25 protein-coding genes are annotated in these 26,692 nt (G+C 43.7%); 9 read left to right on the top strand and 16 right to left on the bottom strand.

The window, feature by feature from the left end; translation table 11 throughout:
- Positions 1-15: 15 nt before the first annotated feature.
- Complete coding sequence (gene pgl, locus AACM02_RS11820; RefSeq protein ID WP_339117094.1) at positions 16-735, top strand: 6-phosphogluconolactonase; 720 nt, start codon at positions 16-18, stop codon at positions 733-735.
- A gap of 5 nt (positions 736-740) precedes the next feature.
- Here pgl and def read toward each other — a convergent pair whose 3' ends face one another.
- The 4 genes from def to folB form a co-directional block, all read right to left on the bottom strand.
- Entirely contained in the window at positions 741-1,298 is a 558-nt protein-coding gene (gene def / locus AACM02_RS11815) for a peptide deformylase (protein WP_214063787.1), read from the bottom strand.
- Positions 1,299-1,314: 16 nt separating this feature from the next.
- Complete coding sequence (gene ruvX, locus AACM02_RS11810) at positions 1,315-1,749, bottom strand: Holliday junction resolvase RuvX (protein ID WP_214063786.1); 435 nt, start codon at positions 1,747-1,749, stop codon at positions 1,315-1,317.
- Entirely contained in the window at positions 1,746-2,534 is a 789-nt protein-coding gene (gene lptB, locus AACM02_RS11805) for an LPS export ABC transporter ATP-binding protein (RefSeq protein ID WP_214063785.1), read from the bottom strand. The genes ruvX and lptB overlap by 4 nt, the downstream gene beginning before the upstream one ends.
- Before the next feature lie 88 nt (positions 2,535-2,622).
- A complete protein-coding gene (folB, locus tag AACM02_RS11800; protein ID WP_214063784.1) occupies positions 2,623-2,982 on the bottom strand; it encodes a dihydroneopterin aldolase in 360 nt (119 codons plus the stop codon).
- Positions 2,983-3,064: 82 nt separating this feature from the next.
- Between folB and AACM02_RS11795 the strand changes: the two genes are divergently transcribed.
- From AACM02_RS11795 to AACM02_RS11785, 3 genes are all read left to right on the top strand, one after another.
- Positions 3,065-4,855: an aminopeptidase P family protein gene (locus AACM02_RS11795; protein ID WP_339117456.1), complete on the top strand. Its 1,791-nt coding sequence runs from the start codon at positions 3,065-3,067 to the stop codon at positions 4,853-4,855.
- 63 nt (positions 4,856-4,918) lie between these two features.
- Entirely contained in the window at positions 4,919-5,437 is a 519-nt protein-coding gene (locus AACM02_RS11790; RefSeq protein WP_214062592.1) for a gamma carbonic anhydrase family protein, read from the top strand.
- Between the two features lie 4 nt (positions 5,438-5,441).
- Positions 5,442-6,821, top strand: coding sequence for an MFS transporter (locus AACM02_RS11785; protein WP_339117093.1), 1,380 nt, complete (start codon positions 5,442-5,444; stop codon positions 6,819-6,821).
- Between the two features lie 9 nt (positions 6,822-6,830).
- Here AACM02_RS11785 and AACM02_RS11780 read toward each other — a convergent pair whose 3' ends face one another.
- The 11 genes from AACM02_RS11780 to AACM02_RS11730 form a co-directional block, all read right to left on the bottom strand.
- Positions 6,831-8,288 carry an MFS transporter gene (locus AACM02_RS11780; protein ID WP_339117092.1) on the bottom strand — a complete coding sequence of 486 codons (1,458 nt, stop codon included), beginning with the start codon at positions 8,286-8,288 and terminating at the stop codon, positions 6,831-6,833.
- 31 nt (positions 8,289-8,319) lie between these two features.
- Positions 8,320-8,514, bottom strand: a complete 195-nt coding sequence (locus AACM02_RS11775) for a hypothetical protein (protein ID WP_214062589.1) — start codon at positions 8,512-8,514, stop codon at positions 8,320-8,322.
- A 65-nt stretch (positions 8,515-8,579) separates the two neighbouring features.
- Positions 8,580-9,827, bottom strand: a complete 1,248-nt coding sequence (locus AACM02_RS11770) for a tagaturonate epimerase family protein (protein WP_214062588.1) — start codon at positions 9,825-9,827, stop codon at positions 8,580-8,582.
- A gap of 23 nt (positions 9,828-9,850) precedes the next feature.
- Positions 9,851-11,257: a glucuronate isomerase gene (gene uxaC / locus AACM02_RS11765; RefSeq protein WP_339117091.1), complete on the bottom strand. Its 1,407-nt coding sequence runs from the start codon at positions 11,255-11,257 to the stop codon at positions 9,851-9,853.
- 112 nt (positions 11,258-11,369) lie between these two features.
- Complete coding sequence (locus AACM02_RS11760) at positions 11,370-11,930, bottom strand: hypothetical protein (protein ID WP_339117090.1); 561 nt, start codon at positions 11,928-11,930, stop codon at positions 11,370-11,372.
- A gap of 197 nt (positions 11,931-12,127) precedes the next feature.
- Positions 12,128-13,018, bottom strand: coding sequence for a hypothetical protein (locus AACM02_RS11755; protein WP_332456038.1), 891 nt, complete (start codon positions 13,016-13,018; stop codon positions 12,128-12,130).
- Positions 13,019-13,250: 232 nt separating this feature from the next.
- Entirely contained in the window at positions 13,251-14,165 is a 915-nt protein-coding gene (locus AACM02_RS11750; RefSeq protein WP_332456037.1) for a glutaminase, read from the bottom strand.
- A gap of 107 nt (positions 14,166-14,272) precedes the next feature.
- Positions 14,273-15,307 (bottom strand): hypothetical protein, encoded by a 1,035-nt coding sequence (locus AACM02_RS11745; RefSeq protein WP_214063058.1) that lies wholly within the window; start codon positions 15,305-15,307, stop codon positions 14,273-14,275.
- 69 nt (positions 15,308-15,376) lie between these two features.
- Positions 15,377-15,958, bottom strand: coding sequence for a metalloprotease family protein (locus AACM02_RS11740; RefSeq protein WP_214063057.1), 582 nt, complete (start codon positions 15,956-15,958; stop codon positions 15,377-15,379).
- A 169-nt stretch (positions 15,959-16,127) separates the two neighbouring features.
- Entirely contained in the window at positions 16,128-18,110 is a 1,983-nt protein-coding gene (rho, locus tag AACM02_RS11735; RefSeq protein WP_332456036.1) for a transcription termination factor Rho, read from the bottom strand.
- Between the two features lie 277 nt (positions 18,111-18,387).
- Positions 18,388-19,437, bottom strand: a complete 1,050-nt coding sequence (locus AACM02_RS11730) for a DUF6340 family protein (protein ID WP_214063056.1) — start codon at positions 19,435-19,437, stop codon at positions 18,388-18,390.
- Positions 19,438-19,643: 206 nt separating this feature from the next.
- Between AACM02_RS11730 and AACM02_RS11725 the strand changes: the two genes are divergently transcribed.
- From AACM02_RS11725 to AACM02_RS11705, 5 genes are all read left to right on the top strand, one after another.
- Positions 19,644-19,832 carry a hypothetical protein gene (locus AACM02_RS11725; protein ID WP_332455764.1) on the top strand — a complete coding sequence of 63 codons (189 nt, stop codon included), beginning with the start codon at positions 19,644-19,646 and terminating at the stop codon, positions 19,830-19,832.
- 40 nt (positions 19,833-19,872) lie between these two features.
- Complete coding sequence (locus AACM02_RS11720) at positions 19,873-20,745, top strand: electron transfer flavoprotein subunit beta/FixA family protein (RefSeq protein ID WP_339117089.1); 873 nt, start codon at positions 19,873-19,875, stop codon at positions 20,743-20,745.
- Between the two features lie 4 nt (positions 20,746-20,749).
- Positions 20,750-21,769 carry an electron transfer flavoprotein subunit alpha/FixB family protein gene (locus tag AACM02_RS11715; RefSeq protein WP_214063053.1) on the top strand — a complete coding sequence of 340 codons (1,020 nt, stop codon included), beginning with the start codon at positions 20,750-20,752 and terminating at the stop codon, positions 21,767-21,769.
- A gap of 6 nt (positions 21,770-21,775) precedes the next feature.
- Positions 21,776-23,494, top strand: a complete 1,719-nt coding sequence (locus tag AACM02_RS11710; protein WP_332455762.1) for an acyl-CoA dehydrogenase family protein — start codon at positions 21,776-21,778, stop codon at positions 23,492-23,494.
- 197 nt (positions 23,495-23,691) lie between these two features.
- Positions 23,692-24,285, top strand: a complete 594-nt coding sequence (locus tag AACM02_RS11705; RefSeq protein WP_214062459.1) for a sigma-70 family RNA polymerase sigma factor — start codon at positions 23,692-23,694, stop codon at positions 24,283-24,285.
- A 1,152-nt stretch (positions 24,286-25,437) separates the two neighbouring features.
- Here AACM02_RS11705 and AACM02_RS11700 read toward each other — a convergent pair.
- The gene (locus AACM02_RS11700; RefSeq protein ID WP_339117088.1) at positions 25,438-26,685 is read right to left on the bottom strand and encodes an FtsX-like permease family protein; all 1,248 of its coding nucleotides are present in this window, start codon (positions 26,683-26,685) and stop codon (positions 25,438-25,440) included.
- Positions 26,686-26,692: the final 7 nt, after the last annotated feature.

Below are 26,692 nucleotides of genomic sequence, written 5' to 3'. Positions count from 1 at the left end.
TCAAACGTCAAATATATGCAAACAAAAATATTCAATACAAAAGAAGAACTGAACCGTGCGTTTACGGATTACCTGAAGGAGATACTAAAAGACCGGGAAAGGGTTACAGTAGCATTATCGGGAGGCTCCACTCCGAAATCACTGTTTGATTACTGGGCTCAACGCCATGCAACCGATATCGACTGGAAAAGTGTTTTCCTGTTTTGGGGAGACGAACGTTGCGTGCCGCCCACCGATGAGCAAAGCAATTACAGGATGACCCGGGATCATTTACTCGATCATGTGGCCATCCCGGAAAGAAATATTTTTCGTATCAAGGGGGAAAATGACCCTGCTGCCGAAGCACAAAGATATTCTACCTTACTGCAAATGGAAGTAGAAACGGTGGATACCGTTCCTTCGTTTGACCTGGTTATTCTGGGGTTAGGCGATGATGGACACACGGCTTCCATTTTTCCGCACGAAATCGACTTATGGGAAAGTGCAGATTTATGTGTGGTGGGAACACATCCCGACAGCGGACAAAAACGGATAAGTTTGTCGGGAAAAGTAATTAATCATGCTCAGCGAGTGGCGTTTTTAGTTACGGGAGATGGCAAAGCTGAAAAAGTGAAACAGATCATTGAATCGGGAAAAGAAGTAGCCGCAGCTTATCCGGCTGCCAAGGTAAAACCCCTGACCATCAACCTGGTATGGTTTTTGGACAAAGAAGCGGCAAGGTTGTTGGGAAAGTAACGTTATTACACCGTTTTTACTCGGTAGTGGCAGCTTACCTTTCCTTTCTCCATGTTTGATAACTTGCTTTTTATCATTCGTTTGCGCAACGGGGAAATACGGTCGGTAAACATGATTCCGTCGAGATGATCGTATTCGTGCTGGATAACACGAGCCATATAACCGGTGTATTCTTCATCGTGCGGCTGCAGATCTTCATCGAGATATTGAATGCGGATTCTTTCTTCACGCGGCACTTTTTCATGGATACCCGGAATGCTCAGGCACCCTTCTTCCACCCATTCCAACTCACCGGTTTTTTCGGTTATCTCTGCATTGATAAACACCTTCTTGAAACTTTTGAATTCAGGATGTTCATTATCTGCCAGCGGCTCCAGGTCAACGACAAAAATACGGTCTTCCAAGCCTACCTGGGGGGCGGCAAGCCCAACGCCGTCGGCACTGTACATTGTTTCATACATATTGTCAATCAACTCCTTCAGGTTGGGATACGTTGCCGCATCAATCTCTTTGGCTGTTTTTCTTAAAAGGGGGTGTCCGTACACGTATATGGGTAAAATCATTGTTTGAGTTTATGAGTTATTGCCTTCTTTCTTTTTTATAAATCAAGCTTTCCATATATCCCTGCAGGATTATGGTGGCACTGATTTCATCGATCAAAGCTTTGTTTCTTCTGTCTTTTTTCTTTAAACCGCCGTCAATCATTGTTTGTTGAGCCATTTTCGATGTAAACCGTTCATCAAAGCAGACAACATCCAGATGAGGGTATAATTTTCTGAGCTGATCGGCAAACTGCTCTATTTTCGGCAGGTTTTCCGACGCTTCGTAGTTCATTTGCCGGGGTAATCCAATAATTACTTTTTCAACTTTCTCTTTTTCAAAATAAGACCGCAGAAAGTCGAAAATACCGGCGGTATCCACCGTTGTCAGTCCGTTGGCTATGAGTTGTAACGGGTCACTGACCGCAATACCTGTTCTTTTTTTCCCGTAATCGATAGCGAGGAGCCTGCTCATGGCAACATTTCAAAATTTTTGCGGCGCAATTCAAAATCCCGACCCAGGTATTTCTCCCTTACGACCGGGTTCTCCGCCAGTTCTTCCGCCGTCCCCTGAAACAACACCCTGCCCTCGAAAAGCAGGTAAGCCCGGTCGGTTATGCTCAGCGTTTCATCGACGTTGTGGTCGGTGATCAGGATGCCGATGTTTCTGTATTTAAGTTGTGCCACAATCGACTGAATGTCTTGAACGGCAATTGGATCGACCCCTGCAAAAGGCTCGTCGAGCATAATGAACTTGGGATCAATAGCCAGGCACCGGGCAATTTCAGAACGACGGCGTTCTCCTCCCGACAAACGGTCGCCCAGGTTTTTCCGTACTTTTTCCAATCCGAATTCGGTAATCAACTCTTCCAGTTTTTTCTTTCTTTCTTCAGGGGTTTTGTTGGTAAATTCCAACACCGACTTGATGTTGTCTTCCACCGTCATTTTCCTGAAAATAGAGGCTTCCTGGGCCAAGTAACCTATCCCGTACTGTGCCCGTTTGTAAACCGGATATTTGGTAATGTTCTGATCACCCAGGTATATGCTTCCTTCGTTAGGAACAATCAGTCCCACAGTCATGTAAAACGTGGTGGTTTTTCCGGCCCCGTTAGGACCCAGCAAGCCGACAATTTCGCCTTGTTTCAAATGGATGGAAACGTGGCTTACTACTGTCCTTTTACCGTATTTTTTTACCAGGTTTTCGGTACGTAGCACTAACTGCCCGTCAGGCACTTCGGCTTGTCTCGTCTCGTCGTTCATTACTTATCGTAAATTTATGCAAAGATAATAAATCATTTACGATTTGGAATTTCGGATGGGGGATTTATGCCTTTTTTACATCTATAGCCTATTCGTTGTCCGTGATAATTATTTCCGAAGCTTCCATCTCTCCGCTTACGGGCGGATTTAGTTTGGCCAGGCGTACTTCGAGGGAGTTAATTCGGGGAAATGATCTTTTTATTTCCGAGAATATTCGTCCGGCAACATGTTCCAGCAATTTACTGGGCACAGCCATTTCTGCTTTCACCAGATCATAAACCGCCGCATAATTGACCGTATCAGCCACGTTATCGGTCTCAAAAGACCTGGAAACCTCGGCAGTGAACGTTACGTTAACCACAAAATTATTCCCGATAATTTTCTCTTGCGGGAGTACGCCATGGTAGGCGTAAAACCGCATGTTTTTTAGGTTGAAGGAGGTTTGCATAAATGATTCATCTTGTTAATAGCGTCAAATGTAAGAACAATTTGTTAAATTTGTGGTTTATAAAATGAAAAAAATACCCAACATGAGTACATCAACCATTTCTGAACGATTAATCGCCATAAGAAATTTTATGGAAGCAGCCAAGCTGGATGCATTTATAATTCCCAGTACCGATGCGCATTTGAGCGAGTACCCGCCGAAAAGGTGGGAGTCACGCAAGTGGATAAGCGGATTTACCGGTTCTGCCGGAACAGCTGTTGTGACCAAGAAAAGAGCCGGTGTCTGGACAGATTCGAGGTATTTTCTTCAGGCAGCTGACGAGTTGGAGGGGACGGGTTTTGACTTGTTTAAAATGGGACAACCCGGCACACCTGAAATGACCGCATGGATCGTTGAACAGGTAGGTAAGGGTGGAACAGTAGGAATCGATGGGCTTGTTTATGCCGCATCCGATGCCAAAGCATTGAGATCCGCGTTGGAAGCTAAAGATATACGGCTGGAGACCACACTCGACCCGTTCGCTGAAGTGTGGAAAGACCGTCCGGAAATTCCCGGGAACAAGGTTTTTCTTTTGTCTGAAGAGATCACCGGAGAATCCACTAAAAGCAAGATCGAGAGAATCCATGACGAACTCGACAGATTGGGTGCCGACGGGTTAATTGCTGTTACCCTGGATGCCGTAGCCTGGATTTTTAATATGCGCGGCAGCGATGTTGATTTTAATCCGGTGGCTGTTGCCTATGGCTACGTATCAAAAAAAGAAAGCGTACTTTTTGTAGATGAAGAAAAACTGGACGACCTTACCAAAAATACTCTCTTGAAACAAGGAGTGAAAATTGACGATTACGACCGGGTTTTCAGCTATGTCGCCAATTTACCCGAAAACACTGCCGTTTGCCTTACTGGCCATAAAATCAATTACAAGTTGTACCAGACCCTTTCGGCAACGTGCAGGATCATCGACGTTCCCTCGCCGGTGGACTTGATGAAAGCCGTTAAGAATGAAACTGAACTCAACGGATTCCGCCATGCCATGGTTAAAGACGGGGTGGCTTTGGTGAAGTTCTTTATGTGGCTCGAAAAAGCGGTGCCCGAAGGAAGCGTAACGGAAATTACGGTAGATGAAAAGTTACGTGAATTTCGTTCACAACAGGAATTGTTTGTGGGTGAGAGCTTTTCAACCATAGCGGGATATGCCCGGAACGGAGCCGTTATCCATTATCGCGCCCAACCCGACACTTGCCTTAAAATAGAGCCAAAAGGTTTGTTGCTGATCGATTCCGGTGGCCAATACAAGGACGGTACCACCGATATCACCCGTACGGTAGCCGTGGGTAAACTTACTAAACAAATGAGGGAGGATTACACCAACGTACTGAAAGGACATATCGGTATTGCAACGGTAGTTTACCCCGAAGGAACGCGGGGTTCGCAACTCGACGTTCTCGCTCGTAAAGCGTTGTGGGATAATTGCCAGACCTACTGGCACGGAACAGGACATGGCATCGGACATTTTCTCAATGTGCACGAAGGGCCCCAGAACATTCGTCTCGAGGAAAACCCAACGGTTTTGAAGGTGGGTATGGTCACCTCCAATGAACCGGGCATTTATCGCACCAACGAATACGGGATCCGGATCGAGAACCTTATTGTTACACAAGAATATAATAAAACAGAAGATTTCGGTACATTCTATAATTTTGAAACCATCACGCTTTGCCCGATTGACACCAAACCCATAGTGAAGAAATTACTGACAAAAAAAGAGATCAAGTGGCTCAACTCATACCACGAAATGGTGTACAGTAAGTTAAAGAAACACTTGAATAAAACAGAAAAAGAGTGGTTGAAGGAAAAGACACGGCCTATTTAAATTGGGGTTGGTGGTTTGAAAGTTAAGGTCGGAAGTTGAAAGTTAATAACCCATACATTTAATATGGCAATAATAAAATCAGTTCGCGGACTCACCCCGGAAATTGGCGATAATACTTTTTTAGCAGAAACGGCGGTTGTTATCGGTGACGTTGTGATGGGCAAGGATTGTAGTATCTGGTACGGAGCCGTGTTACGGGGCGATGTCAATTCCATTCGCCTGGGGGATCGTGTGAATGTACAGGATGGAGCGGTTATTCATACGCTTTATGAAAAATCGGTTTCTATCCTTGGCAGCGATGTGTCGGTTGGACATAACGCTATCATTCACGGCGCAACAATCGAAAACGGTGCACTAATCGGGATGGGAGCTATTATCCTTGATCATGCCGTGGTGGGTGAGGGTGCCATTATAGCAGCCGGCGCACTTGTCTTGAGCGGCACGCAAGTGGAGCCCGGAAGCATTTATGCGGGTGTCCCGGCAAAATTTGTAAAGAAAGTAGATCCCGGACAATCGAAAGAGATGAATCAAAAAATAGCAGCTAATTACTTGATGTATTCGGGGTGGTATAAAGAGTTATAAACACATGTCCTGGTCAAAAAAACAATTGTCCACGTTGATTACCGTTTCCATTACCTCGTTTATGGGAACGTTTCTGATATCATCCATTAATATTGCCTTGCCTGCTATTGAAAAAAGTTTCGCGCTTAATGCCGTTTCACTCAGCTGGATCATTACCGGCTTTTTAGTGGCCACCGGTATGTTTCTTCTGCCAGTAGGTAAGCTGGGCGATATTTCGGGCAATGTACGACTCTTTAAGTTGGGACTGATCGTTTTTACGCTTGCGTCGATGTTATGCGCAATTTCGCCTTCAGGCATCTGGCTTATCGCTGCCCGTTTTGTACAAGGTGTAGGGTCGGCTTTTACCAGTACCACCGGACAGGCTATCCTGGTAGCTAATTTCCCTGCTCGTAACCGTGGACAGGTGATAGGTATTTCAGTGGCGTCGGTTTACACCGGGTTGGCAACAGGTCCGTTTATCGGAGGATTTTTAACACAGGCCTTGGGCTGGCATTCGTTGTTCTATGTGGCAGCTGTTCTGGGAATATTGTCTACGGCCATAGCTTTTTCTTTTCTGGAAAAAGATGTGGCTGTTCATGGAGGCGAAAAGAAAATTGATTTACGGGGGACGTTTGTGTTTATGCCGGGTTTAATAGCGTTAGTTTACGGTTCAACGCATATCCCCTCCAGTTCCGGTTGGGCTCTTATGGCTTTTGGTATCATCCTGTTGGCCCTGTTCTGGATAATTGAGAGCCGGGTGGTTTACCCTATGTTTGAGACACGTCTTTTTACGCACAATAAGCTTTTTGGCTTTTCTAACCTGGCGGCTCTAATCAATTATACGGCTACCTCTGCCATTGTGTTTTTCCTGAGCCTCTATCTGCAAAAAATCCAGGGGCTGTCACCCCGTGATGCGGGTGCGGTCATTATAGCCCAACCGGTTATGATGGCACTGTTCTCGCCCGTAGTGGGCCGCCTTTCCGACAAAATCCAGCCGCGTTACTTTGCAACGCTAGGGATGGCAATGTGTTCGGCTGGATTATTCGCCATGTCTTTTTTCACTGCTGCAACTCCGTTATGGTTAATTGTTTCGATATTGATTTGGGAAGGGCTTGGCTTTGCCTTTTTCTCATCGCCCAATATGAATACCATTATGAGTTCAGTGGATAAGAGCCGTTACGGTCAGGCATCAGGGACAGCATCTTCGATGCGTATTTTTGGACAAATTGCAGGAATGACTATCGTCACGTTCTTTTTTGCTTTCTATTTTGGAAGCAACACCGTGACAGAGGTTACCGACACTGTTTTTCTTACTGCCATGAAATGGGGTTTCATAACCTTTACTCTGATCAGCCTGGTGGGAATTTATTTTTCATTTACACGAGGCAATGTGGAGAGACAATAACCCCTTTTGTTACATATCTGTGATCAGTTGATACTTCGGAACCAATGACTTCATGATGGTCCATCCTAAGAGATAGGCTACGGCACAGAAGATGAAGATGATGAAATATCCCGATTCAATTCCTTCATAACCCAAGAATTTCAAGTTGGTGTTGGCTGCATGATCGAACAGTACGCCGGAGCTCTTGTTGATGAAGAAGGAACCCACACCTCCTGCCATACCACCGATACCGGTGATGGTTCCCACCGCATGTTTCGGAAACATGTCACTCACGGTGGTGAAGATGTTGGCCGACCAGGACTGGTGTGCGGCAGCAGCGATACCGATAATGATTACCGGCAGCCAGACCGAGAAACCTCCCAGTGGCTGTGCCAGCAGGATCAGCAGGGGGAAAAAGGCGAAGAGCAACATGGCACGCATGCGCCCCTGATAAGGGTCCAGCTTTTTCTTTTCCATGAAATAGGCCGGGAAATAGCCGGCTGCAAAAACCGATATCATGGAGATGGCATACACCACAAATACGTGGGGTGCGCTCTGAGTGGAGTCAAGACCGTAAACTGAACTGAGGTATGCCGGTATCCAGAACAGCAGGAACCACCATACTCCATCAGTAAGGAATTTACCCACAGCGAACGACCAGGTTTGTTTGTATTTGAATGCTTTGTTGAAGGAGACTTTCTTGCCGGCATTCTCATCGGCCTTCACCCTTCCTTCTGTAGCGTCGGTCGCATCATCCTGGTTGATATAGGCCAACTCGAGGGTATTCACTTTTTTACTCTTTTCCGGTTTGTGGTAAATAAATACCCAGAAGCCCATCCATATGAAGCCAAGGGCACCGATCACGATGAAGGCCATTTCCCAGCCCCATGCTTTTGCAATGAAAGGAATGGTGAGGGGGGCCAACAGAGCACCTATCTGTGCACCCGAGTTGAAGATACTGGTGGCATAAGCCCTGTCTTTCTTGGGGAAGTACTCGGCGGTGGCCTTGATGGCGGCGGGGAAGTTGCCTGCCTCGCCGATGGCCAGTACCAGTCGCGCAAACACGAAGAGGGTGACACTCACGGAAACCACCAGCGATACGTCTCCTACTGTGCCGATAGCCTGACGTGCACCGTGGAAGCTCATGGTCCACTCGCCTGCAGTAATACTGGCAGTCAAGAGGCCGCAGAAAGCGTGCATCACCGCACCGAACGACCATACACCGATGGCCCAGAGAAAACCCTTCTTGGTATCCATCCAGTCGATAAATTTACCGGCGAAGAGCATCGATACGGCATAAAAAATGGAGAAGAGCCCCGTGATGGTACCGTAGTCACTGTTGGTCCAGTGGAACTCCGGTGCGATAAAGTCGGCCCAAGTCAGTGACAGTACCTGCCTGTCGAGGTAGTTCACTGTGGTGGCCATAAACAGCATTACAACGATGGTCCACCGGTGATTGGTCATCTTTCCTGTTTGTAGATTACTCATGATTTATTTCTGTTATTAAGTTAATGAATGATTATCTGTTGTTCCGAATGATGGCCAGTCCCTGGCGGCATAATACGGAGATTTTTCCCCACTCGCCTGCTTCGATCACTTCTTCCGGGAAGAGGTTGGAACCCATTCCTACGGCGGTGACACTGGCCTTGGACCAGACGATGAGGTTATTCGATTGAATAAATCGCCGGTATCCGGGGGTGGCTAACCGCAACATGATCTTCCCCGGAGGTTACGACTTTTTGCATGAAATTTTAAGTATTTATGTGACGTTAATTACGTTTATAAATTGAAAAGCCTTTTCAGGTGCCTGTCATAAATGTTTTCTTCCACGCAGGATCCGATTATGTCTGCATATTGTTTAAGTGCATCGGTGTATTCATTTTCCAATTCTGCAGCTACTTTATAAGCTACGTGAATGAGTTGTCGGAAGTTGGAATTGTAGTCGGGATGTCCAGGGATATGGCGCAATGTGTTCGCGAATTTTTCACTCGACCATCGGTTAACTTCCTCCACAGAAGGAAGTTTAGTGGAGTCTATATCAATGACATCAGCGTAAGGCGCACACAGTTCGTCTTTCCGGTTGTATGAACCGGCATAAATCTTTTTGGCCAGCGCCAATGCTTCACCTCCAGCCACTGCCAGGCCTATGACTTCTTCGAGCCACGTGGTCCCGGCCGTCTTCAGGTGTAATCCCTTATCGTACTTGCGTATTATTTTTGCCATTATCGGATAAATGGAGAATTTATCACTGCCGGAGTGAACGCTCAATTTCAGTTCTTCGGGAAGCCCGAATTCTTTTACTGCAAAATCAATTACCAGCACATCTTCTTCGAATTCCTTTTCAAATTGAGTCAAATCTCCCACATAATCAACACCTTTATTGAAACGTCCGGTAAATTTTGGCGCAATGGTCTGAGCAGGAACACCCTTGTCTGCCAGCATCTTAAGAATAAAAAGCATTTCGACAGGGGTTTGTGGCGATTCCACTTCATCCATCGATACTTCCGTGATAAAATTGTTTGCACCCTTTTCGTTTTTCAGGAAAGTGTAAATGTCGGCTGCCTGCTGAGTGGCAGCTAAAAATTTACAGGCAATATTTCTCAGTAAATCTTCGGTTATCTGAAGGGGCATACTCATACCCGGTATGCTTAATTTCCCCAGGTATTTTTTGCAGGAAGATAAAAATCGGTTCACTTCTTCTTCAGAACTTTGTTTACCGATAAACGATGCGACATCCAGTGTGAAAAAATCAGCAGATGCAACAAAAGGCCCTACTGTGTTGAGGTTAATATGATCGGCATCGACAAAGTATTTACCTGTAAAATTAAGGTTTTGCGCGGCGGAATCGGCTTCTTTTCTAACGTCTTCCGGCTTTGAATGTACGTAAATGTGCTCCCTGTTCGATTTATTCCATACGGGACTAATGTTAACTCCTTTGCTGTTTGCCTTTATTATGGCTCTCAACTGTGCTTCTCCCTGATGTGAAAACCGGTCACCGGTTCCGATACTGAATTTTTCTAGTTTCATGCGGTTATATGTTCATGTTTTTATTAAAAGTCAAAGAATTTTTTTGCGTTGTAATAAGAGATGTTTTCTACCATTTGTCCAAAAAGATCCATTTCTGATCTGGGCAATAAACCGTTTTCGATGTCATTTCCGATAAGGTTGCACAATATACGGCGGAAATATTCGTGCCGGGGATAGGAGAGGAAACTGCGCGAATCGGTAAGCATCCCTACAAACCTGCTTAACAGCCCCAAGTTGGATAATGAATTTATTTGTGCTTCCATGCCCGTTTTTTGGTCCAGGAACCACCACCCTGAGCCAAACTGCATCTTTCCTGCCACGGAGCCGTCCTGGAAATTCCCTATCATGGTCGCCAGCATGTCGTTATCCTTCGGGTTGAGATTGTAAATAATGGTTTTGGCCAATTTATTGTTTTTATCCAGCTGGTCAAAAAAGCGACTCATGGCTTTTGCTACATTGAAATCACCAATGGAGTCGAATCCTGTGTCAGGTCCTAATTGATTAAATAATCGGGTGTTATTGTTGCGGATAGCTCCATAATGGAACTGCTGTGTCCAGCCTTTTTCCCAATCCATAACAGCCCCTTCGTAGAGCATAGCCGATTTGAATTTAAGAACTTCTTCCTTTGATAATTCACTTCCTCCATACACTTTATCGAAAATGTTTTCTATTTCTGCCGTCGTGTAAGGCTCGGCATAAAACTCCTCTACTCCGTGGTCGGATAACTTACAGCCGGCAGAAGCAAAGAAATCGTGACGATTTCTTAGTGCTTCAATTAAGTCGTTGAAATTGATAATGTTGATCCCCGATATTTCGGATAATTTTTCAACATAAGCCCTGTATTCAGTCGGCTTTTCTACGGCCATGGCTTTGTCCGGTCGCCAGGTAGGCAGGACCTTAATTTCAAAACCCTCGTTCTTTAAAGCTATGTGATGTTCCAGCGTATCGGCGGGGTCATCGGTTGTGCAAACCACCTCGACGTCGTATCTTTTCATTAGCCCTCGAGCAGAGAATTCAGGGGTTCTGAGTTTTTCCGTACACGTATCGTAGATTCTTCTTGCCGATTCCGGGTTAAGTAATTCTTCCACACCAAAAGCCGTTTTCAACTCCAAGTGGGTCCAGTGATAGAGTGGGTTGCGCATGGTGTAGGGTACGGTTTCAGCCCATTTTTCAAATTTTTCCCAATCCGACGTGTCTTTACCTGTACAATAGCGTTCGTCAATTCCGTTGGTCCTCATGGCACGCCATTTATAATGATCGCCCTCAAGCCAGATTTGCCCTAGGTTGTCGAATTTCCGGTCAGCGGCAATGTGCGCGGGATCCAGGTGACAGTGATAATCGATGATCGGTTGCTTTTTTGCGTGTTCGTGGTACAATTCCCTGGCAGTATCCGTTTGCAGGAGAAAATTTTTATGGATAAATCTTTTCATACGGCGATATATTATTTGTTTACGTACACAGTCAATCTCATAAAAGAGATTTAATTTTCCAAAATTAATCATTTATTTTAAGGTGGCAAGGAGGAGGATAATAAAAAATGGATCATTCCTGCCCGTACGCTTTCTTTATTCTGTCCACTTTCTCTTTTCGTTTTCGGGCTTTATAGTTCTGGATGGTGCGTATGGGATCAGCATCGAACCCGGAGTAGGGAGGAATGATTTTTCTGAGTTTATACAGCCATTCGGCAGAACCTTCGCCGATAGAAATTCCGGTACCGTAATCTCCACGGGTATATTGTACCCATTGCGTAATGCTGCGCGCATCTGGAACGGCATTGAATTTCCCATTGGAATAATCAATTTTTGCACGGTTTAATTGACGGGTACCGATGTTTGTAACATTCAAGTTGAGATGAACTTCGTATTCTTCCGGCGGATGCAGTACTTGAATCTTATCGTATTTGGTGGGTAATTTTGTGGCAGGAGAAACTTTTAGTACTTCCTGGTTATCTTGCGGCAATACCTGAATGTTCGCGCGCTTGGGTTGATATTGTATCGGTTTCTGTTCGGGCACAGTTAGCGATTGACGAAGTTTTTTCTTCATTTCGTCGTTAAATTCCTGCGCGTTGAGTTTTGATGCTGCTGTCGCGGCAATAATGCACAAAGAAAAGAGGAACGTTATTTTTGTCGTTTGCCCGATGCTAAAGCGTTAATTACGGTTCTACACAACAGTAAGACGCATTTTAGCGAAAAACGCTGCACAAAAGATTGTTAAATATTTGCCGTAAAAAGTTAAGTTTCACAAAGTTCCGATCCGTTGTCTTGCTTATCCTCCTGTTCCTCAGGACTTTTCTGTTGTAATTATTCCTCCATAGAAAAGCTCCGGGAACCGATGAGGCTACCGTCAGCAAAGATATCGGCTTTGTAAGTTCCGGGCATGAGGAACTCTTCGATATCCCAATACATGGAAACGGGAATCTCTTCACCGCCATATTCCACGATCCGTTTCATGGAGTACTGGAGGTTGCCGTTTTCGTAAGGGAAGGTACTGCCCGGGTTTTTTGTCAACACACCGCCATCGGGCGACATTATGCGAACATAGATGATCCTTTCGCCGGGCTCGGCAGTAATATTTTTGGTAATAAGAAACGAAACAACGAACTGCGAGCTGCGGCTCAACCGTTTTTGCTCCCTGCCGCGGTCATTCACTGCTTTTACGCTTACTCCCGTAGCATCGAGCTTGGAAGCGAGGGTGACTTTTTCACTTAATTGTTCTTTTTCTTGCGACACTTGATTCAAGGTGCGGCTGGTTTGCTGATATTGTTTTGTGATTTGTTCGTTTTTGGCCTGCAGTTCAGTATTTAACCTGTGTAGTGAATCAATTTGCTGGACATAGGACTTGAGCACTTTGCGCAAGGTTGCCAGTTCGTCTTTCAGTCGTTTTATCTCGGCTTTGTTGGCTGCATCGGTCATGCGCAGTTGTTCCTGTAGCCGTTGTACTTTAGCCTGTTCATTTTCCAGCTTGTAAAGCAGTGAATCGTTTTGAACACTGAACTTGAATCCTTCGTATTGCATGGAAATAGCTTCGTACTCATCTTCAAGTTCCTGTTTGTCAACGGTGAATTGTTGTTCCATTGTATTTATCTGCCTGTTTTTACTGACAATGTAGATAACGGCAATGGCTAATATCAGTGATAAGACCCCGATGATGGCAATTAATTGCGGGGTACGTTCTTTAAAATCTATTTTCATGCACTTGTTCTTTTATTTTTTCATGAAAGTCGTGTGTGCCTCGCATCCCGATAAGCGTGGATCCATTTATACGGGAGATGTTCAATTTACATGCTTGCTTCATAAAAAAATGAAAATTCTGTATTTGTGCACAAAAATAAGGTTTTTCATATAAAAAGACAATTGTTAAAAGATGATTTTTATAAATTTAAGATTTATTGTTGGCTGTTGCCCTTTAGGCTTCTTTGTGTTATTAAAAAATTGACAGTTTAGTTTTTGTTGTAAATTCTTCCAGAAAAAGCATTCCTTTGTAGGAGTTTCCTTTTTTGTTGAGGCGCGGACTCCAAACGGCGATTGCATATTTTTCGGGATGCACGGCTACGATGCCACCTCCAACGCCGCTTTTTCCGGGCAGTCCTACTTTGAAAGTAAACTGGCCGGCTTCGTCGTAGAAGCCGCAGGTTTGCATGAGTGCATTGGTACGTTTGGTACGACTGGGCGACAAAATTTTTTCTCCCGTGTGCGGCACAATGCCATTATTGGCAAGAAACAGAAAAGATTCCGATAACTCTTTACAGTTCATTTCGAGGGAGCAGATGCTGAAATAGAGATCCATCACTTTTTCTATGTCGTTTTTGATGTTTCCAAAAGCTTTCATCAGGTTAACGAGTGCGTAGTTGCGAAATCCGGATTTTTTTTCGGAATGTGCAACAAGGGGGTTGTAATCGATGGTGCTGCTTTTTGTTAGGCTACGGATAAATGAAAGCACATTCTCCCGAGGAGAAGCAAGCTCGTCGACTAAAATATCACACACCACAATGGCTCCTGCATTAATGAACGGGTTTCGCGGAATTCCTTTGTCGTATTCCAGTTGTACGAGTGAGTTGAAAGGTGTTCCTGCAGGTTCCAGGTCCATCCGTTCCCAGATATTGCTTTTCACCCGGGAGTAGGCAAGTACGAATGAGAATACTTTGGCAATGCTCTGAATGGAAAACTTGACATCGGCATCACCGAAAGCGAAATATTCACCATTGACCGTAATCAGGTGTACACCAAATTGATTTGGGTTAACGTGAGCCAGTTCGGGAATGTAATTAGCCACCTGGCCAATGTCTTCAACACGTTGAAGTTCGTTGTAGATTTCCTGGAATGTTTTTGAGTAATTCATATTAACGGTTAATTTTAGGGTTTAACGTTCAATGTTCATTATTGCGTTTGACAATAGCAACAAGAGGTTGTTCAACAGGACATGAAACATACATGTCGTAAATCACTTTACTGAAACTGGAGATATACCGGCCTTGGTTGTAACTTCATCAATTCCTCCGGTGTTAGCAGGTGATTCGGTGATTCTTTGGTGTCGTTTTTATAGAAAAGTTTAAAACCGGTGAACTGTATAGGTTCAGGGTGGATAAACCGGTTATACGTACTGTATTTAAGTTCGGGGCGGCCGAACCCGTCCATATTGATTACGATCTGTACTTCGGGACTAAGCTTGATGTTTTTGTAATGGGTTACCATCCCTTTCGTGAAGCGATGGACGATCAATATTTTAGGTGGAAGGTTGTAGTCCTGAACAAGTTCAGCCAGGTATGCAGAGCAAAAATTAATGTCTTCGGCATCTAAAGTGCCAATTTTTTTGCCGGGAGGCGTGCCGTCTTTCATCGAAAATTCGGGATCAATTCCCAAATGTACGTGCGGCATCAGCAGATACTTTTCCAATTGCGGAATTTCCAGCTCCACCGTGCTTAATCCCACCTGGACATCGAGAAAAACCAGCGCATCGTGCATTTTGGCAATAGCAAGCGCAGAATCGATCTGCTGTTGCGGCATCCGGTAACGGTATTTTCCGTCACTCCAGGGTGTTCCTTGTGCAACTACGGCAATGTAATGAATGGCAGGTACGACAGGTGTTTTCGGATCAGCTTGTTCCCATGCTTCCGTTTCCTTAAGCAGTCGACTCCACATTTCTTCAGGAGGATATTCTCCCAAAACACCCATATTTTTCGAATAGAGGTTTCCGTAGTAAGCCACTACCCGGTGATAAGGTAAAACAGCTCCTTCAAGAGGCAACGGTTGGTTTTGTACAGGCCATAAGCCGGTTGTGTCGCCGTTGGCGATGTAGTTAAGTAAATCATTGTATTCGGCTTGATCCACCGGCTTTTGATTTTTTATATCTTCTTTTTCGATGTTTTCCAAAGTAGAAAACGGAGGGGTATCAGCACTTTTAGCGGATGAATCCGATCTGCCTTTGCAGGCAATAAAACCAAATAATAGGATTAATACAAGAGGGAAGATTAATTTTCTCATTCAGTAATAATTTAATGCATAGGTTTATATATTCAAAATTCAATCGTAAATTGATTTTTTTGTAGGGTATTATCTTTTTCTGAAAACGAAACATCCTGCTTCTGACGGATGGTCTTGGGCATAATCGGTAGGCTTTTCTTCCCACAGCAGGTGGGCAATCATAAGATCACCAATAGCAGATACGATAAAAACAATGCCCAAAAATGTTACTAAATATTTACCAATAAATAAGCCTGTGATGGCAGGGCCCAATCCAAGAATAACAGCGGGAGTGAGCGCTCCGAAAAGGTAGTGCCTTATTTTAAGCGGCTCTGTGCAATGGCAATAGGGGGTAAGAAATGGCGCCATTATGCCGAAACGGATGGCGCGAAATCCCCGCTTGGCAAACAGAGCGAACGAAATGCCGTGGATGAGTTCGTGAAGGACTATTCCAATAAGGCAAGCGATGAAAAACAGGGATCCGTCCCGTAGAATTTTTATCGGAGAAAAATCCGTACGGAAATAATCCAGCAAATGGTTTCCCCAAAAAAAAGAATGAATGCCTGTGAAGACAACAAAAACGGGAATCAGGACTATAATTCCCAATTTATTGGCTTTTTCAATGCTGATGGTTCTCAGAACTTTTTCGTAATCTTTTTCAGTGAATGTCACGTAATCCTTTTTTTGCAAATTTAACCCATAAAACAAAGAGATCGTCTCAAAATAAACATCAATCTCCCAAGAAATGAATATCTGAATTTGTTCCCAGATAGGTATCCGAATAGAAAGAGGGTGAAACCACATTGTGATACACCCTCTTGAGATTGGTTTATTTCTTGTATTAATCGTTCATCGAAATCAGGAATTCTTCGTTGTTTGATGTTCTTTTCAGCCGGTTGAGCAGGAATTCCATTGCTTCTGTCGAGTTCATGTCCGACAAGAAATTGCGCAATACCCACATCCGGTTAAGCGTTTCTTCGGAAAGTAACAGGTCGTCACGACGGGTGCTGGATGCAATGATGTCCACCGCCGGGAAAACTCGTTTGTTGGATAGTTTTCTATCGAGTTGGAGTTCCATATTGCCCGTACCCTTAAATTCCTCAAAAATAACATCGTCCATTTTTGAACCGGTTTCGGTAAGAGCAGTAGCGATGATGGTCAGTGATCCGCCATTCTCAATGTTTCTTGCCGCTCCAAAAAAACGTTTGGGCTTTTGTAATGCGTTGGCATCCACTCCTCCCGACAACACTTTCCCTGATGCCGGCTGAACCGTGTTATATGCCCGTGCGAGGCGTGTGATAGAATCGAGCAGAATAACAACATCGTGTCCGCATTCTACTAAGCGGCGTGCTTTGTTGAGAACAATGTCGGCAATTTTTACATGTCGTTCTGCCGGTTCATCAAATGTAGACGCAATTACTTCTGCGTTAACGCTGCGCTCCATATCGGTAACTTCTTCGGGGCGCTCGTCAATGAGCAGAATAATCATATATACTTCGGGATGATTGGCTGCAATAGCATTAGCAATATCCTTGAGCAACATGGTCTTACCCGTTTTGGGCTGAGCGACAATCAGGCCTCGTTGTCCCTTGCCGATGGGCGAAAACATGTCGACTACCCTGCACGACAGATTATCATTATACCCCTTGGTGAGGTTGAATTTCTGATCCGGAAACAACGGTTTCAGGTGGTCGAAAGGTACACGGTCGCGTACTTCCTCAGGCTTTCTTCCGTTTATCTTGTCTACTTTTACCAGAGGAAAGAATTTTTCTCCTTCTTTTGGCGGACGGATCGGACCCTCTACCACATCCCCTGTCTTCAGGCCAAACAGGCGGATCTGAGATTGGGAAACATAAATGTCGTCCGGTGAAGACATGTAGTTATAGTCCGAAGAACGCAAGAAGCCATAGCCGTCACTCATGATCTCCAATACACCCGATGCATTCAAAATTCCTTCGAATTCGTAAGCAGGTTCCTTTTGCTGTACAACGGTTTGTTGCTGATTTATATTCTTGCTTTGTTGCGGTTGCTGCTGGCGGGGCTGGATAGGTGCTGGAGTAATAAGTTCTTGCAAAAGAGATGCTTTCTTTTCAATAACAACCGGTTTTTCCATCACTTCTGTTTTGAGAGCATCTTCTATGGGTTCCTCAGGAACGACCGGTGGTAAAGTTACCGGTGGAACCTGTGAGATTCGTTCTCTTTCACGGTGTTTGGATGAACGAAAGACAAGCTGTGTCGGTTTTACGGGAGGAGTAGGTGTCGCTTCAGCTTTTGGCTGATCCACCGGAGCACTATCCGTTACAACCGCATCCGGAATGATTGCAGGATGTGCGGAAACTACGACAGCGTGCTGTTTTGGTTCCTGTTTTTTAACTTCATGCGGTTTGTTTGTACTTTGAACTTGCTTGTTGTTTTGGACAGGGTTTTCTTTTGGAACCCGGGTTAGAGTTTTTACCTCCGGTTTTGGCTTTTCTTGTTCCTTCTCCTTCTCCTTCTCCTTCTCCTTTTCCTTTTCCTTTTCCTTTTCCTTTACTTCTACTTCTGTTACAGGCTTTCTATCTTTCTCTGCTGGGCGGCCTGTCTCTGCTTTGACTTCTTGCTTCTGCGTGTTGTTTTTGTTCTCAATTGTTTTTCTCCCGTTATTTGGTCTGGGATGCGGGGCTGGGCTCAGATTTTTTGTTCCGGCGATAGCTTGCTCATCAAGGATTTTGTAGATTAACTCTTCTTTTTTATACGCATCGGGTCTTCGTATACCCATTTCTTTGGCAAGAGCTCGTAATTCTGTGGTTAGCTTTTCGTTAAGCTCAATAATGTTATAAGCCATTTAATTATTTGTTAAAAAAACGTTTAGGTTTTATATTTTAATGATTGAAACTGAGTTTTTATATATAATGTTTGAAGGAAACAAGGCTATTCCGAACAATGATTAAAAAACTCAATATGGTTTTATTTTGAATTGTTGAGTGAATATCCGTAGAATATATTCACTTATCTTTGAAGATTCTGGTGCAAAGGTAATGTTTTTTTTGAAAACAAAGGAAAAAGGAAGATATATTTTTACTAAAAATTCCCATTAAGCAGTTCGCCAACAGGAATTTTTTTCATTTTATCTGCATGTTCAACTTATTGGATGTGTTTCTTCGACGTTCTATTTCATTTTTAAACAGGAGCGACCGCCGTCTTTCCAACGAACCGCTTGTGGTTGATTGCAGAAAGAGGTCGACTGCTAAGACGGCCCACTTATACGCGCTGTCCATATCATCAAGCATTTCGTAACCCAGTGCTATATTGTGTGCAGCTTTTGCCTGGTTTAGCTTGTTTTTTTCCTTTGTGTAAAATTCGTTCCATTTTTCAATGGCATTGAACCACTGATTATTCTTGGCAAAGACTTCTCCTTCACGCATCTTGGAACTCATTTGTGTGTAGTACCAGCGGTCTTGATTCTCCCAGTGCGGCGAAAATACTTTCGTCATTTTTTCCGCTGCAAACACGGCAAGCTGTTTCATTGCTTCTTCTTGTGAAGGGACAATCAAGTCGGCGTAAGCACGGCCGTCATGAATATCATATCCTTCCCATTTCATGCTGTCGGTAAACTGAACCACCGGGATTTTACCTTCCATCGATGGGAGATACACACGAATTACCGATTGTATTCTCCCGGTTAAACCAGCATAATTGTACCCTTCCTGTCGGAAAAAGTCGGTTCTGTCGGTTTGTAAAATCAGTTTGTCCAGCGATATGATTGCGTCAGTGGTAGTTGCATTCCGCAGTTCATGCATCGTTTCGGGCGTTATGGGAACTTCCTGCCAGAAATCATTATCACTTCTCAGCGGTTTCTGGTAATATTTAACAGCATTAAAATACTCTTCTTCACCCAAAAATTGAGACAATGCTTCCGTATAAAAAATAGCCACACTGTCCGCAGATACTTTTATTCTGTCGGATTGCTTTTTTCCCAGTCTTTTGATGTTATGTCCAATTTCATCAGGCTGCTGAACCACGTTGTTTACCACCAATACCGACTTCACTTCCGTTGGAAGAGTAACCTGCGCCGGTTCGCGCGTCTCGATAGACATGTACTGAATACCGGCACAATTACTGAAAAACAGGATGGAAAAAAACAATATACCAGAGAAAACTAAATGTTTCATAGACAAATTTGGTCTGAATAGGTTGAGATTTTATGAGTCAAAATTACAAATTTATTTAGAAATTGTTTTGTATTTTACGAATGATATGATTTTGTTTTATTCTTTTATGTTGTTTTTTACTTTTTTATACCGCTGAACTTTCATTTTTTTTAAACCACTTTCCATTACGATGCGAAATAAAAATTAAACACCATTAAAAAAATGACATGAAAGATCAAATAGCTTATTTTAAACCGATTCAAGAATTCAACGGCTGCGATTATTGGATACAAAAGAAAGAAATAGGTTTAATGATGTTTGTATTGGATTTAATTTTTACACAAAAAACACTTTTTTGTGCAATTTTTTCGATAGTTGTTTCAAATTTTGTTGGTGAAGCTGAATTCTTTCTGTAAATTTGCCGTCTCCAAAAGAACATAAATAAACATATAGGAAATGGCATTTAACATTATTGTGTTGGCAAAGCAGGTTCCCGATACGCGCAACGTTGGGAAAGATGCGATGAAAGCCGACGGAACAGTTAACAGAGGAGCGCTGCCGGCTATTTTTAATCCGGAAGATTTGAATGCGTTGGAGCAAGCTCTTGGAATCAAAGATCAATATCCCGGGACAAAGATTACCGTACTAACCATGGGGCCTGCCCGCGCTGCAGAAATCCTTCGGGAAGGATTATTCAGAGGTGCTGACGACGGTGTGCTTCTAACGGATCGTGCTTTTGCCGGCGCTGACACTTTGGCTACATCTTATGCCTTGTCGATGGCCGTTAAGCAGATGGGTAATTTTGATATGATTATCTCCGGCCGGCAAGCTATAGATGGCGATACTGCGCAGGTTGGGCCACAGGTGGCAGAAAAGCTGGGCATTCCTCAAATTACGTATGCTGAGGCAATCGAGAGCATCGATAAGAAGAAAATCCGCGTGAAACGTCGTCTCGAAAATGGGGTAGAGGTAGTGGAAGCCCCCCTGCCGTTATTGATCACTGTAAACGGATCGGCCAGGATTTGCCGTCCGCGTAACGCAAAATTTCTGCAAAAATACAAACACGCTAAAACCGTTACCGAACGTCAAACTGAAAATATCGATTATATCGATTTGTACAATGCACGCCCATACCTCAATTTAACGGAATGGAGTGTCGCTGATGTAAATGCTGATCCGGTTCAATGCGGATTATCGGGTTCTCCAACCAAAGTAAAGAAAATAGAGAACGTTGTATTTCAGGCAAAGGAAAGCAAACGACTGACCGATGACGATACCGAACTGGAAGACTTGATAAAAGAATTAATAGCTAATCACACAATTGGTTAAAACAATGAATAACGTATTCGTATACCTCGAAATAGAAGACGGCACGGTTGCAGAAGTGAGCCTGGAACTACTTACCAAGGGACGCACTCTGGCCAGCCAGCTGGGTTGCAGACTCGAAGCTATTGCCGCAGGAGACAAGCTCGACACCATTGAGAAACAGGTTTTTCCATACGGTGCAGATGTTCTCCATATTTTTAAAGACAAACGCTTGTCGCCATATACTACCTTGCCGCACACATCCATCCTGGTGAATCTGTTCAAAAAAGAAAAACCGCAAATTTGCCTGATGGGGGCTACCATCATCGGGCGTGATTTGGGCCCGCGCGTATCATCGGCATTAGGAAGCGGCTTAACGGCCGATTGCACATCGCTTGAAATTGGCGATCACGAAGAGAAAAAAGTGGGCAAAGTTTACGAAAACCTGCTTTATCAGATTCGTCCAGCTTTCGGTGGAAATATTGTAGCGTGGATCATCAATCCCGACCATCGTCCGCAAATGGCGACTGTTCGCGAAGGTGTGATGAAAAAGGAAATTGCCGATCCGAATTACAAAGGGACGGTGGTAGAGCACGATGTGAAAGACTATGTTTCTCCGGATGATTTTGTGGTTTCCATCATCGACCGTCACGTGGAAAAATCGAAAGTCAATATCAAAAATTCGCCCATCATTATATCCGGGGGATACGGTGTAGGTTCGAAAGAAAATTTTCAGTTGTTGTATGATTTGGCAAATGTTTTGGGAGCTGAAGTAGGGGCATCACGTGCCGCCGTTGATGCCGGATATGCCGAACACGAACGTCAAATCGGACAGACCGGTGTTACCGTACGCCCTAAACTGTATATCGCTTGCGGTATTTCGGGACAGATTCAACACATTGCCGGAATGCAAGAGAGTTCGCTGATCATTTCCATCAATAACGACCCTAGTGCCCCCATTAATGCTATTGCTGATTACGTCATTACCGGCGATATCGAAAAGGTAATTCCGAAATTGATCAAGTATTATAAGAAAAATTCAAAATAAGAAGAAATGGCAAACTTTTATACCGACACGCCGCAATTCAGACACTATCTGAACCATCCACTGATGAAACGAATTGTGGAACTCAAAGAAAGAAATTACGCAGATAAATATACTTACGATTACGCTCCGATGGATTTTGAAGACGCTATGGACAGCTACGACAAAATTCTGGAAGTAGTGGGCGAGATTTGCGGTGATATTATCGAACCGAATGCCGAAACGGTAGACCACAGCGGACCAACAGTGGCCGACGGACGAGTAACGTATGCTACACCTACCCAAGAGAACCTGGAGGCCCTGAACAAGGCCGAACTGATGGGGATGGCTTTTCCAAGACGTTTTGGAGGATTGAATTTTCCTATGGTGCCTTACATGATTTCAGCCGATATCGTGAGCAGGGCGGATGCCAGTTTCCAAAATATCTGGATGTTGCAAGACTGTGGCGAAACAATTTACGAGTTTGCTTCGGACGAGCAAAAAAACGAATACCTGCCGAGGGTTGCCAAAGGGGAGACCATGTCGATGGACCTGACCGAACCCGATGCCGGTTCGGATTTGCAAGCCGTGATGCTGAAAGCATCGTATAACGAAAAGGAAGGGCAGTGGTACCTGAACGGAGTGAAACGATTTATTACCAACGGGGATGCCGATATTCATCTGGTGCTGGCCCGTTCGGAAGAGGGAACAAAAGATGCACGCGGTTTATCGATGTATGTTTACGACAAAAACAGCGGAGGCGTAACCGTACGCCGTATTGAAAATAAAATGGGTATAAAAGGGGCGCCAACCTGCGAGCTGGTTTTTAAAAATGCCAAAGCCGAGTTAGTGGGTTCGCGCCGGATGGGACTGATCAAGTACGTCATGTCGTTGATGAACGGTGCCCGCCTGGGTATCATGGCTCAATCGGTAGGAATATCCGAAGCTGCTTGTCGCGAAGCGTACAACTACGCACTGGAACGCCGTCAGTTTGGGAAAGCCATTATCGAGATGCCACCTGTTTTCGAGATGCTAGCCAACATGCGCGCTAAAACCGATGCGTCACGTACCATACTTTACGAAACCTGTCGTTTTGTGGATATGTATAAGATATTGGAAGATATTTCCAGAGAGCGCAAACTTACTCCTGAAGAACGTGACGAAATGAAGTACTATTCGCGGCTGGCGGATGCTTTCACGCCGCTTGGAAAAGGAATGACCAGTGAATATGCGAACCAGAATGCCTATGATGCCATTCAGATACACGGTGGATCCGGGTACATGAAAGACTATAAGTGTGAACGGCTATATCGTGATGCCCGTATTACCAATATTTACGAGGGTACTACGCAATTGCAGGTCGTTGCCGCCATTCGACACGTCACCACAGGAACTTACCTGAACCGGATCAGGGAATATGAGGCTATGCCCGTATTGCCGGAATTGGAGCCGTTAAAGCGTACATTATCGAAAATGGCGCAGATGTACGAAAAATTGGTTGAAATTGTTACCGCACCCAAGGACGAAGAATACCTCGATTTTCATGCGCGCCGTTTGGTTGAAAGTGCCGGACACGTGATTATGGGACACCTCCTCTTGCAGGATGCCAACAAAGAACCCGAAATGTTCCGTCGCAGTGCCGAGGTTTATATCCATTACGGACAAATTGAAGTAGTGAAGAACTATAACTTTGTTACCAAATCTCGAATCGAAGACCTGGGTTATTATAAACCGGCTTTAAGCGAATAAAAGTTACTTTTCAGGTAATTGCGAAACGGAAAGAATTGAACCTTTCCGTTTTTTTTAACATTCAATTTTTGTTTATTATGAAAATTGTAATTTTCTTTGTTCAACTCATATTAACAAATTCTTTTTTTAAAATTATCTGCCTATCGGAGTGACATTACTCAACTAATTTAAAAATAAATCGTTTAATAGTTTTAGTAATGGAGGTTCTTTTGTCGATGACCGACGAGGAGTTGGTCGTTTCTTACGCCGAAGGTAACAATTGTGCATTTGAGATTCTTCTCTCCCGTCACAAACAATCCCTTTTCAGTTACATCCTCTATAGGGTTCGCAATCGTGATCTGGCTGACGATATTTTTCAGGACACGTTCATCAAGGCTATTCTCACGATAAAGCAGGGCAGGTATACCGAGAACGGTAAATTTCGTGCCTGGATAACACGCATTGCACACAACTTGATTGTCGATTGTTTTCGTCAGGAACGGAACGAGAATACGGTCTCAAACGATGAATACGAGTTTGACCTGTTCAACAATTTCAGGCTCTGTGAGGATAACATTGAGGTAACTATGGTAAAAGCGCAGGTGTTTGATGATGTGAGGAGGCTGGTTGAATACCTGCCGGACACGCAACGTGAAGTATTGAATATGCGTTATTATCAGGAACTTAGTTTTAAAGAGATTGCCGATAAAACCGGTGTGAGCATCAACACCGCATTGGGGAGAATGCGATATGCTATTTTGAATATGCGTAAAATAGCAGACGATAACCGAATGATATTATCGATGAGCTAGGTCTTCAGGACAAACGTATACAAACAAAAAAAGACCGGTATTTAAGCCGGCCTTTTTTGTTTAGGAAGGAGTTCTAAGTATCCTATACACAACTGTACTTCAACTTATCCTGTAGAATCTGTATTCAGACTGTCCAAACGGGAAGTTTAATTTCGGAATGTAGATTATACTTCAAAACATGAATACAACCTAAAGCGTCAGAAACAGTGTGAAACCATAAATGCAACCCTAAGTTGTTGATTAGCCTCTTTTTGAAATTGTTGTATCAAAAGTCAACAAATAGCGTCTTCAAACTTCGAAGCACAAAAAGAAAACCGGTCAGTTTGGAATGGTATTACCAAAAAACCGATCTCTTGATCCGTCTTTTTCAAAACGGTAATTCCGAAAGATCTGAAAAACACGTCGATGCCTGTGTGCAACTTTTTCTGTTTTCTGCCTCACGGAAGTAAATATCCATAAGGTTTGAAACGGGAACAAACGAGGGTGAAGTGGTTTGTTTCCAAACCTGTGTTGTAGCCTGAATGCTTCAATTCTTTAACAACCATCTTGTGGGAGACACTTAACGGTTGAATGGGTAAAAACCCACAGAATATGCTCATCCAATCCGGAACAAATTTTTCAAAATTTCTTTCAAATCATTTTTCCCGATTCGTTAAACACGTTCATTTCTCGTCTTGACATTGCAAACCCGGGAAGTTCATCCCGAGCATCGTCCGTAAAATTCTACAAAATCATTTATCGCGCTTGTGCTCTACTTTACATTCTGTCCAGATTCGATGTGAATCTTTCGGGATGCTCTGCAGAAAGCCCGGTAAATGGGTTGGAATACGAGAATTACGACCGGATTTCGTTGCAAAAGCATTCTTTTGGAAGGCCTTTATCAAGGAAATGTTACAAGTTGCGTCGAATTGTGGTGCTACACATCCTGCCGATCCTAATCTTTTTATTGTGTACAAAATGCCAAAGAACTCCTCATATTTTTTTGTACGATTTTCGTACTAAAATTTTCCTGAATGTTGAGTATCGCAAATATACAATATTACATAAATACGGTGCAAATTTTTTTCTTCATAATTATAAACAACTTCTAAACAGGTTTTCAACAAGTTGTTAACAGTAGTTTGATTGTTTATAATCAGCCAGTAAGGTTATTTATTCGAACCGGATTGATTTTGCGGGCGTAATTTTTGCCACAAGATAGGAGGGAGCAATCATCATTATCAAGGAAACAATCAGTGTCCCCACATTTAGCAAGATCACATACCAAGGGTTCAGATCGATGGGTACGGCAGAGAGATAGTAAGTGGCAGGATCGAGTCTTAGGATATTGAATTCTTTTTGTAAAATACAGAAGGTTAGTCCCATAACGTTACCCCAGAGCATTCCTTGTCCGATGAGAAAAGCCGAAAGGTAAAGAAATACTTTCCGGATACTGAAATCACGTGCCCCCATCGATTTGAGCATGCCGATCATATTTGTCCGCTCCAGGATGATGATGAGAAGTCCCGAGATCATCGTAAAACCAGACACCAGAATCATCAATATCAGGATTACCCAAACATTCATATCCAGAAGGTTCAACCAATTAAAGATCATGGGATTGATGTCTTTTATGGAGCGAGTGTAAAGCCTGTTGCCAAACCGGTCTTGGTAGTTTGACATTTCGAAAAACAGATCCTGAGCCGTTTGATCAAGTTGATTATACTCTTTTACCAATACTTCCACACCGCTTACCATGTCGTCTTCCCAGTCGTTTAATCCGGACAGGATTTTTGCTTCGGTCAGGACGTACAGTTTGTCGTAGTCCTCGAAATTGGTTTCGTAAATCCCCGAAACGGTAAATCGTCTGGCACGAACAGGCTCTTGAACAAAGTAAGTAGTAAAATGATCGCCTAATTTAAGGTGAAGTTTGTTGGCAATGTTTTGAGAAATTATGGCCCGGTTGATACCCGATGTGTCGTTTGGGTTTATAATGGCTCCTTCGATCAGGTTTTTTTTAAAAAATTGCCAATCGTAATCATCGGATATCCCTTTCAGCACGATACCTAAAAAATCTTCATCGGTTTTGATAATACCGGGTTTAGTTATGAACTTTTGTACCCGGGCAATTTTTGGATTGCTTAACAGTCTGTTTTTTAATGTATCGGAAAAAGAGATAGGATGATGTTCGTAAGAACTGTTGCTGTCAAAACTGGTAATCTGGATATGAGAACCAAAACCGATCACCTTTTCACGAATTTCTTTTTTAAAACCAATAATAATGCACACAGCTGCTAACATTATTGCTAAGCCTAACGCTAAGCCGGAGATAGCAATTTTTATAGCAGGCGATGAAACACGTTTCTCGTTTTTCTTGTCACCTCTGTAGATCCGTTTGGCGATAAAAAGCTCTGTGTTCATTTTTTGT

This window comes from Petrimonas sp. (assembly GCF_963921705.1).
GTDB lineage: Bacteria > Bacteroidota > Bacteroidia > Bacteroidales > Dysgonomonadaceae > Petrimonas > Petrimonas sulfuriphila.
This window is presented reverse-complemented; position numbering and strand designations above follow the sequence as displayed.

Bases quoted from the DNA above. Each gene is read 5' to 3' on its own strand.
- rho (WP_332456036.1), bottom strand. From the start codon at position 18,110: ATGGCTTATAACATTATTGAGCTTAACGAAAAGCTAACCACAGAATTA.
- AACM02_RS11750 (WP_332456037.1), bottom strand. From the start codon at position 14,165: ATGAATTACTCAAAAACATTCCAGGAAATCTACAACGAACTTCAACGT.
- AACM02_RS11700 (WP_339117088.1), bottom strand. From the start codon at position 26,685: ATGAACACAGAGCTTTTTATCGCCAAACGGATCTACAGAGGTGACAAG.
- ruvX (WP_214063786.1), bottom strand. From the start codon at position 1,749: ATGAGCAGGCTCCTCGCTATCGATTACGGGAAAAAAAGAACAGGTATT.
- AACM02_RS11795 (WP_339117456.1), top strand. From the start codon at position 3,065: ATGAGTACATCAACCATTTCTGAACGATTAATCGCCATAAGAAATTTT.
- AACM02_RS11705 (WP_214062459.1), top strand. From the start codon at position 23,692: ATGGAGGTTCTTTTGTCGATGACCGACGAGGAGTTGGTCGTTTCTTAC.
- AACM02_RS11770 (WP_214062588.1), bottom strand. From the start codon at position 9,827: ATGAAACTAGAAAAATTCAGTATCGGAACCGGTGACCGGTTTTCACAT.
- AACM02_RS11775 (WP_214062589.1), bottom strand. From the start codon at position 8,514: ATGTTGCGGTTAGCCACCCCCGGATACCGGCGATTTATTCAATCGAAT.
- AACM02_RS11720 (WP_339117089.1), top strand. From the start codon at position 19,873: ATGGCATTTAACATTATTGTGTTGGCAAAGCAGGTTCCCGATACGCGC.
- AACM02_RS11725 (WP_332455764.1), top strand. From the start codon at position 19,644: ATGAAAGATCAAATAGCTTATTTTAAACCGATTCAAGAATTCAACGGC.
- AACM02_RS11715 (WP_214063053.1), top strand. From the start codon at position 20,750: ATGAATAACGTATTCGTATACCTCGAAATAGAAGACGGCACGGTTGCA.
- uxaC (WP_339117091.1), bottom strand. From the start codon at position 11,257: ATGAAAAGATTTATCCATAAAAATTTTCTCCTGCAAACGGATACTGCC.
- lptB (WP_214063785.1), bottom strand. From the start codon at position 2,534: ATGAACGACGAGACGAGACAAGCCGAAGTGCCTGACGGGCAGTTAGTG.
- AACM02_RS11790 (WP_214062592.1), top strand. From the start codon at position 4,919: ATGGCAATAATAAAATCAGTTCGCGGACTCACCCCGGAAATTGGCGAT.
- AACM02_RS11755 (WP_332456038.1), bottom strand. From the start codon at position 13,018: ATGAAAATAGATTTTAAAGAACGTACCCCGCAATTAATTGCCATCATC.
- AACM02_RS11730 (WP_214063056.1), bottom strand. From the start codon at position 19,437: ATGAAACATTTAGTTTTCTCTGGTATATTGTTTTTTTCCATCCTGTTT.
- AACM02_RS11780 (WP_339117092.1), bottom strand. From the start codon at position 8,288: ATGAGTAATCTACAAACAGGAAAGATGACCAATCACCGGTGGACCATC.
- folB (WP_214063784.1), bottom strand. From the start codon at position 2,982: ATGCAAACCTCCTTCAACCTAAAAAACATGCGGTTTTACGCCTACCAT.
- def (WP_214063787.1), bottom strand. From the start codon at position 1,298: ATGATTTTACCCATATACGTGTACGGACACCCCCTTTTAAGAAAAACA.
- AACM02_RS11710 (WP_332455762.1), top strand. From the start codon at position 21,776: ATGGCAAACTTTTATACCGACACGCCGCAATTCAGACACTATCTGAAC.
- pgl (WP_339117094.1), top strand. From the start codon at position 16: ATGCAAACAAAAATATTCAATACAAAAGAAGAACTGAACCGTGCGTTT.
- AACM02_RS11785 (WP_339117093.1), top strand. From the start codon at position 5,442: ATGTCCTGGTCAAAAAAACAATTGTCCACGTTGATTACCGTTTCCATT.
- AACM02_RS11745 (WP_214063058.1), bottom strand. From the start codon at position 15,307: ATGAGAAAATTAATCTTCCCTCTTGTATTAATCCTATTATTTGGTTTT.